This is a genomic window from Mesorhizobium sp. M7A.F.Ca.ET.027.02.1.1 (assembly GCF_004022985.1).
Classification (GTDB): Bacteria; Pseudomonadota; Alphaproteobacteria; order Rhizobiales; family Rhizobiaceae; genus Mesorhizobium.
This window is the reverse complement of sequence record NZ_RZOL01000368.1, coordinates 1-6,182: the sequence shown is the minus strand read 5'-3', so window position 1 is coordinate 6,182 and position 6,182 is coordinate 1. Positions and strand designations below refer to the sequence as shown.

Annotated in this window: 6 protein-coding genes and 4 pseudogenes; 1 reads left to right on the top strand and 9 read right to left on the bottom strand. The window is 62.5% G+C overall.

Annotated features, from left to right (window positions below; translation table 11 throughout):
* The 8 genes and pseudogenes from EN749_RS28455 to EN749_RS28420 all read right to left on the bottom strand — a co-directional run.
* Positions 1-115, bottom strand: a pseudogene (locus EN749_RS28455) (iron chelate uptake ABC transporter family permease subunit); the annotation flags it as partial.
* A 33-nt stretch (positions 116-148) separates the two neighbouring features.
* On the bottom strand, positions 149-835 hold the full coding sequence (locus EN749_RS28450; protein WP_127271619.1) for an ABC transporter ATP-binding protein: 687 nt from the start codon (positions 833-835) through the stop codon (positions 149-151).
* Complete coding sequence (locus tag EN749_RS28445) at positions 832-1,581, bottom strand: ABC transporter ATP-binding protein (protein ID WP_128364404.1); 750 nt, start codon at positions 1,579-1,581, stop codon at positions 832-834. The genes EN749_RS28450 and EN749_RS28445 overlap by 4 nt, the downstream gene beginning before the upstream one ends.
* Positions 1,574-2,545, bottom strand: coding sequence for a branched-chain amino acid ABC transporter permease (locus EN749_RS28440; RefSeq protein WP_128364403.1), 972 nt, complete (start codon positions 2,543-2,545; stop codon positions 1,574-1,576). The genes EN749_RS28445 and EN749_RS28440 overlap by 8 nt, the downstream gene beginning before the upstream one ends.
* Before the next feature lie 8 nt (positions 2,546-2,553).
* Positions 2,554-3,474, bottom strand: a complete 921-nt coding sequence (locus EN749_RS28435; RefSeq protein WP_127270515.1) for a branched-chain amino acid ABC transporter permease — start codon at positions 3,472-3,474, stop codon at positions 2,554-2,556.
* A 137-nt stretch (positions 3,475-3,611) separates the two neighbouring features.
* Positions 3,612-4,748 carry an ABC transporter substrate-binding protein gene (locus EN749_RS28430; RefSeq protein ID WP_127270513.1) on the bottom strand — a complete coding sequence of 379 codons (1,137 nt, stop codon included), beginning with the start codon at positions 4,746-4,748 and terminating at the stop codon, positions 3,612-3,614.
* A 42-nt stretch (positions 4,749-4,790) separates the two neighbouring features.
* Positions 4,791-4,936 (bottom strand): annotated as a pseudogene (locus EN749_RS28425) (tryptophan 2,3-dioxygenase family protein); the annotation flags it as partial.
* 1 nt (position 4,937) lies between these two features.
* Positions 4,938-5,122, bottom strand: a pseudogene (locus tag EN749_RS28420) (2-aminobenzoate-CoA ligase); the annotation flags it as partial.
* Positions 5,123-5,395: 273 nt separating this feature from the next.
* Here EN749_RS28420 and EN749_RS28415 point away from each other — a divergent pair.
* Positions 5,396-5,737: pseudogene (locus tag EN749_RS28415) on the top strand (phosphatidate cytidylyltransferase); the annotation flags it as partial.
* Positions 5,738-5,762: 25 nt separating this feature from the next.
* Here the strand turns inward: EN749_RS28415 and EN749_RS28410 are convergent.
* A partial coding sequence (locus EN749_RS28410) for an iron chelate uptake ABC transporter family permease subunit (protein ID WP_145991033.1) occupies positions 5,763-6,182 on the bottom strand: 420 nt, incomplete at its 5' end.

Sequence of the window (6,182 nt, the reverse complement as noted above, 5' to 3'; positions counted from 1 at the left end):
GCATGGTGACGACGAAGAACGCGCCGACGGAGCTGGTGATGATGCCGATCGGCAGCTCCTGCGGCAGCAGCAGCGTTCGGGCCAGAAGATCGCTGGCCAGCAACAGCACCGCGCCGGGTCAGTTTGGAAGCCGTTTGACACCCTTTTTTCATACGCCGAGATAGCGGTCCTGAATTTCTGGCGTCAGCGCCTCGGGCGTGCCTTCGAAGACGGTCATGCCCTTTTCCAGAACGAAGCAGCGGTCGGCCACAGGTAGAAGCTCGGCAAGCGTCTTGTCGACGATAAGGATCGACTGTCCGCTCGACTTGAGCTTGCGGATTGCTGCCCAGATGTCCTGGCGGATCACAGGTGCCAGACCCTCGGTCGCCTCGTCCAGAATGAGCAGGCTCGGATTGGTCATCAACGCGCGGCCGATGGCTACCATCTGCTGCTCGCCGCCCGACAGTGTACCGGCATATTGGTCGCGGCGTTCGCCGAGACGCGGAAACAGCTCGACAACTTTTTCCAATGTCCACGCGCTGCCGCGTGCTGCGGCCAGCAGGTTCTCCAGTACGGTCAGATTGGGAAAGCAGCGCCTTCCCTCCGGCACCAGACCCAGGCCAAGGCGCGCGATGCGGTGCGGGCGCATGCCGGCGACTTGGCGGCCGCCAAAGCTGATCGAGCCTGAGCGCGGTTTCGCGAGGCCGAGAATGGAATTGATCGTCGTCGTCTTGCCCATGCCGTTGCGGCCCATGAGCGCCACGACCTCACCCGCCCTGACGTCGAGCGAGACGCCGAACAGCGCCTGCGATGCGCCGTAGAAGGTTTCGACGCCGTTGAGTTCCAGCAGGCTCACGCAGCTTCTCCGAGATAGGCCCGGCGCACTTCGGGATCGTTGCGGATCTCGTCCACCGTGCCGGCGGCGATGACGCGGCCATAGACGAGGACCGAGATACGGTCGGCAAGCGCGAAGACGGCATCCATGTCGTGCTCGACGAGCAGGATCGGCGCTTCGTGGCGCAGGCCGTCGAGGAATTTCGTCAACGCTTTCGATCCGTCTGGCCCCATGCCGGCCATCGGCTCGTCGAACAAAAAGGCCTTCGATCCAAGGGCCAACGCAATGGCGATTTCGAGTTGACGGCGTTCGCCATGCGACAGCTCAGCGGCTGGCACGTAGGCGCGCCCGGCAAGGCCGACGCGCTCCAGCATCGCCATCGCCGGTTCTGTCAGGCTCTTGTCGCTCATCACGGGGCGTAAGAAGCGGAAGCTCGTTCCCTGGCGTGCCTGCACCGCCAGCATCACATTGCGCAGCGCGGAAAACTCCTGCGCGAGTGATGAGATCTGGAAGCTGCGGCCTAGCCCAAGCCGCCCGCGGGCCGCCATGTCGAGCCCGGCCATATCCTGGCCGAGAAAGCGGATACTGCCGCTGTCTGGCCGGAGCGAGCCCGAGATCTGGTGGATCAGCGTGCTTTTGCCGGCTCCATTGGGGCCGATCAGCGCGTGGATTTCGCCCGGCTTGAGATCGAGGCTGACCCCGTCGGTGGCCTTCAGCGCGCCGAAAGTCTTTTTGAGATCGCGTATTTCGAGGACCAGCTCAGCCATGACGCGCCTCTCCAGCCAAAAGGCCAAGCAGCCCGCCGCGCGCGAACAAAACGACGCCGAGCAGGATCAGGCCAAGGAAGAACTGCCAGCGTTCGGTGAAGCCGCCAAGCGCGAATTCGAACAGCACGTAAAGCATCGCGCCCGCAACCGGGCCGAACAGCCGACCCTTGCCGCCAAGGATGATGAGCACGATCAGCTCGCCCGACATGTGCCAGGACAGCATCGAGGGGCTGACGAAGCGGTTGAGATCGGCAAACAGCGCGCCGGCGAGGCCTGTGACCATGGCAGAGATGGCGAAGGCAACGAGCCTGATGTTGAAGGGTGCGATGCCGACGGCGGACAGCCTGGTCGCGTTCTGCCGTGCCGCCTGCAATGCGGCACCGAAGCGCGATCCGCGCAGCAGCCAGAACAGGCCAAGTGCTGCCATCAGCACGACATAGCAGATCAGGAAATAGGTCAGGGGCTGCGCCGTGTTCATACCGGGAAAGCCATTGCGGACATAGATCGACAGCCCGTCCTCGCCGCCATAGGCCGGCCAGGAGATGGCGAAGTAGTAGATCATCTGCGCGAAAGCGAGCGTGATCATGATGAAATAGACGCCCGTCGTGCGCAGGCTGATCGCGCCGATCGGCAAGGCGACAAGGCCGCAAACCAGGATAGCCACCGACCAGATGACCGGCATCGAGGTCGTGCCTTGCAGGCCAAACAACAGCGGTTCGGCGTTGAAGGTATGGGTCGCCAGGATGCCGGCGGCATAGCCGCCAAGGCCGAAGAAGGCGGCGTGGCCAAAGGATACCAGCCCGCCAAGACCAAGCGCGATGTTGAGCCCGACAGCAGCGAGCGCAAGGATCGTAATGCGCGTGGCAAGCGTGACGTAGAATTGCTCGCCCATTGCAGACGCACTGAACGGGATCGCTAGCAGCAGAAGTGCCAGCAGTATATTGATGATGGTTTCGCGGCTCATGGTGGCCCTTACGACTGCGCCGCAAACAGGCCGCTTGGCCTGAAAGCGAGGATCAGGGCCATGACTATGTAGATCAGCATGGAGGCGAGTGAGGCACCGATCAGCCCGGCCTGTGCCGTCGGCATCATCAACGCCAGCGCCTTGGGCAGGAGGAAGCGGCCCATCGTGTCGACGAGGCCGACGAGGATGGCACCGAACAGCGCGCCCTTGATCGAGCCGATGCCGCCGATGACGATGACCACGAAGGCGAGGATGAGTGCTGGCTCGCCCATGCCGACCTGCACCGATTGCAGCGCACCGACCAGCGCGCCGGCAAGGCCGGCAAGGGCAGCACCTAGCGCGAAGACAACAGTGTAGAGCGTGCGGATGTCGACGCCGAGGGCTGCGATCATCTCGCGGTCGGATTCGCCGGCGCGGATGCGCATGCCGAGACGGGTGCGCGAGATCAGCAGATAGAGCCCCACAGCAACGGCGATGCCGACGCCGATAATGGCGAGGCGGTAGAGCTGGTACTGGCCACCGCCGGGCAGGGGCACCGCGCCTTGCAGCAGCGGTGGGATGTCGAGATAAAGCGGAAACGAGCCAGACAGCCAGCGCGTGCCTTCCGAAAAGATCAGGATCAGCGCAAACGTCGCCAGCACCTGGTCAAGATGGTCGCGCTCATAAAGCCTGCGGATGACAACGATCTCCATGACCGCACCGGCGGCTGCCGCAGCGATCAGGCTCGCCACCAGACCGATCCAGAACGAACCAGTGGCGGCGGCGACCGTGGCACAGGCAAAGGCGCCGACCATGTAGAGCGAGCCATGGGCGAGGTTGATCAGGCCCATGACTCCGAAGATCAGCGTCAGGCCGGCGGCCATGAGGAACAGCATCACTCCGAGCTGCAGCCCGTTGAGAAGTTGTTCGATCAGAAGGGCGATGGACAAATGAACGATCCGGACTGTGGTTCAAGGCGGGGAATGCCGAAGCAAGCCGCTGCAAGATACGGCGATGCGGCCTCGCCGCGGCCCCGGCCCCGTCGATGACGAGGCCGGCACTTTAGCAAAGCGGATGCAGCCTTGGGCTACATCTTGCACTGGTCGGCATAGGCGTCCTTGTGGTGTTCGAAGGCGGTGGCGATGATCTTGTTGGTCAAGACATCGCCTTCCTTTACCACCTCACGGACGTAGATGTTCTGGACCGGATGATTGTTGGTGTTGAAGGTGAACTCGCCGCGCACCGACTTGAAATCGGCTGCCTTGAGGGCCGCGCGGAACGCGTCCTTGTCCTTAACACTGGCCTTGGACAGCGCGGACAGGATCAGGTTCGCCGTATCCCAGCTCTGGGCGGCGTAGATTGAGGGCAGGCGATTGTATTCGGCCTTGAAGGCCTCGACGAACTGCTTGTTGGCTTCGTTGTCGAGGTCCCTGGACCAGCTCGCCGAGTTCTTGACGCCGAGGGCTGCGTCGCCAACCGCGGGCAAAATGTCCTGGTCGAAGGAGAAGCCAGGACCCATGACCGGGATGTTCACGCCCGACTGGGCGTACTGCTTCATGAAGGAAATGCCCATGCCGCCAGGCAGGAAGAAGAACACCGAGTCGGCACCGGAATCGCGGATCTGGGCGATCTCGGCGGCGTAGTCGGCCTGGCCGATCTGGGTGTAGGCCTCGCCTGCCAGCTCGCCCTTGTAGTAGCGCTTGAAGCCGGTCAGCGAATCCTTGCCAGCCGGGTAGTTGGGCGCGAGGATGAAGGTCTTCTTGTAGTCCTTGTTGGCGTACTGACCCATCGCCTCATGGAAATTGTCGTTCTGGTAGGCGACGTTGAAATAGTTCTTGTTGCACTTGGCGCCGGCAAGCGCCGACGGGCCGGCATTGGGCGACAGATAGATGACGTCCTGCGCCACCGCGTTGGGCACCACCGCCATCGCCAGGTTCGACCAGATGATACCGGTGAGCAGGTCGACCTTGTCGCTCTGGATCATCTTTTCGGCGAGCTGCACCGCGATCTCGGGCTTCTGGGCATCGTCTTCGATGACCAGCTCGACATCTTTGTTGCCGGACTGTTTCATCGCCAGCGTAAAGGCATCGCGCATGTCGACGCCGAGACCCGCACCGCCGCCCGAAAGCGTGGTGATGACGCCGATCTTGACGGGTTCGGCATAGGCAAGGCCAGATGTGGCCAGCGACAAAGCGAACATGCTGGATGCCAGGATATTCTTCATTTTTCTCTCCTTCCCAGTGTTTTCAATATAGATAAAATAGCTTTAGAGCCGGGTGCGAACTTTCCAGAGTTCAGTGAACAGTTCAACCTCCAGCATCTCTTCAGACACGAAGCGCCCGACGTGCCGCCGGTGCTGCGTTTCATGCCGATGATGCGTTCGACTGTGGTGACATGATTGAAGCGCCAGCGCCCGGCCATTGCCGATCGGCGCGGTGTGGTCACCCAGACCCTTTTCGACCAGACGTCGGTCAGTTCGACACCGGCATTAAGGTATTCGGGGTAGTCGAAGCCATCGAGCAGGAAGTTCGGCCACTGTTCCTCGGGCGGAAGGTTGTCGCGCGTGAAAGTGTCGATATGCGCTGACGGTCCAAGCATTCTGCGGCTGTCCCCTAGATGCTCGTTGCCACGGTCTTGTCGCCGTGCGTGTGTTTGAATACGCAACTTGCCGGGAGGCTTTGCGCCGACGCCGGGCTGGTCATCCGCATATGCGGCAGCACCCGGCGCGATCGAATATGCGACCGGCATTTGGCACAGCGAGACCTCCCACGCTCTCGACTGACGATTGAGAGTTGCACCAGACCAAATTTATTTCAAGCCTAAACTTTTTACCCTGCCCGAGCGTTGGTGCACAAATGCGGCATGTTCGCCATCTTCGGCAAGCTCTTTGGAAAACACCGTTTTTCGCCGAACGTCTCGCCGTCGAAAACCTGGGAAGGCCCGATCGGCGGACTGGTGTCGGCGAGCCTGCTGGGCGCGTTGTTGTCATTCGTCACGCCCTTTTCGCCGCTACAGGCAGCGGGCGTGGCCTTCGTCGCCTGCTCGATGGGATTTCTTGGCGGGTTGGTCGCCTCGGCCATCAAGCGCGACCAGGGCGTCAAGGACTGGGGCCATCTGATCGAAGGCCATGGCGGCATGATGGACCGCACCGACAGCCTGGTCTTCGCTGCCCCGGTGTTCTTTCACCTCGTGCGCTATTTCTGGACGGTGTGATCCGGCGCCCAGTTGCCCACCGCACTCACAGCCGGTTGCGGATCAGCATGGTGACGACGAAGAACGCGCCGACCGAGCTGGTGATGATGCCGATCGGCAGTTCCTGCGGCGGCAGCAGCGTTCGGGCCAGAAGGTCGCTGGCCAGCAACAGCACCGCGCCGAACACGGCGCAGCTGGCAACCAGGCGCAGGTGCAAGGGGCCCGCCAGCGGCCGCGACAGATGCGGGATCATCAGCCCGACGAAGCCGATGACGCCGGCGACCGAGACCAGGATCGCCGTCGAGAAGGCGGCGACGAGAAAGGTCATCCTTCGCATCCGCGCCACCGGCACGCCCAGGCTTTCGGCGGCGTTTTCGCCGGCCAGGAAAGCATCGAGCCGGCGGTGGTTCCACAGCGCGTAAGCCAGGATAGTGCCCGCACCCAAGGCGCCGAGCCAGATATTGTC

Bases quoted from the DNA above. Each gene is read 5' to 3' on its own strand.
- EN749_RS28445 (WP_128364404.1), bottom strand. From the start codon at position 1,581: ATGGCTGAGCTGGTCCTCGAAATACGCGATCTCAAAAAGACTTTCGGC.
- EN749_RS28440 (WP_128364403.1), bottom strand. From the start codon at position 2,545: ATGAGCCGCGAAACCATCATCAATATACTGCTGGCACTTCTGCTGCTA.
- EN749_RS28430 (WP_127270513.1), bottom strand. From the start codon at position 4,748: ATGAAGAATATCCTGGCATCCAGCATGTTCGCTTTGTCGCTGGCCACA.